Raw genomic sequence first — 570 nt, forward strand, 5'->3', positions numbered from 1 at the left:
CCGCCCCGTCCGCCCCGTCCGTCGCGTCGGCGGAGTCCTCGGCGAGTGGGGCGATTCGCAGGCCCGGCACGGTGTCCCGCACGGATGCCCAGTCGAAGGGCGCGTCGCCGAAGCCGGTCGAGGTGTCGTACAGCGTGTCAAGCCCGGACAGCCGCCGTACCTCGGTCAGCCCGAGGTGCTGATGCGGAGCCAGCGCGAACTGCTCGTCCTGGATCCGGGCGAACAGGTCGGCCATCGGCTCCGCAGGGTCGATCCGCACCCGGACCGGGAGCGCGTTCATCAGCAGGCCCACCACCGAGTCGGCGCCGGGCAGTTGCGGCGGGCGGCCGTGCACGGTCTGGCCGAACACCACGTCGTCCCGGCCGGTCAGCAGGGACAGCAGCAGCGACCAGACGCCCTGCACCACTGTGTTGAGGGTCAGTCCGTGTTTCCGGGCGGTCGCCGTCAGCGCCTCGGTGGCGTCCTCGGGAAGCGTGACGAGGGTCAGGCCGGGCATCTCCCCGTCGCCCGCCACGGGTGCGCCGGCGGCGACGAGCGTCGGCTCGGACAGCCCCTGGAGGGCCGACCGCC

At 73.7% G+C, this 570-nt stretch carries 1 protein-coding gene; it reads right to left on the bottom strand.

Going from position 1 to position 570, the window contains the following annotated elements; genetic code table 11:
- Nucleotides 1-570, bottom strand: a 570-nt coding sequence (locus CCN51_RS52710; protein ID WP_245881920.1) for a condensation domain-containing protein, incomplete at both ends; no start/stop codon positions are given.

The organism is Streptomyces milbemycinicus, from assembly GCF_002154605.1.
Lineage (GTDB): Bacteria > Actinomycetota > Actinomycetes > Streptomycetales > Streptomycetaceae > Streptomyces > Streptomyces milbemycinicus.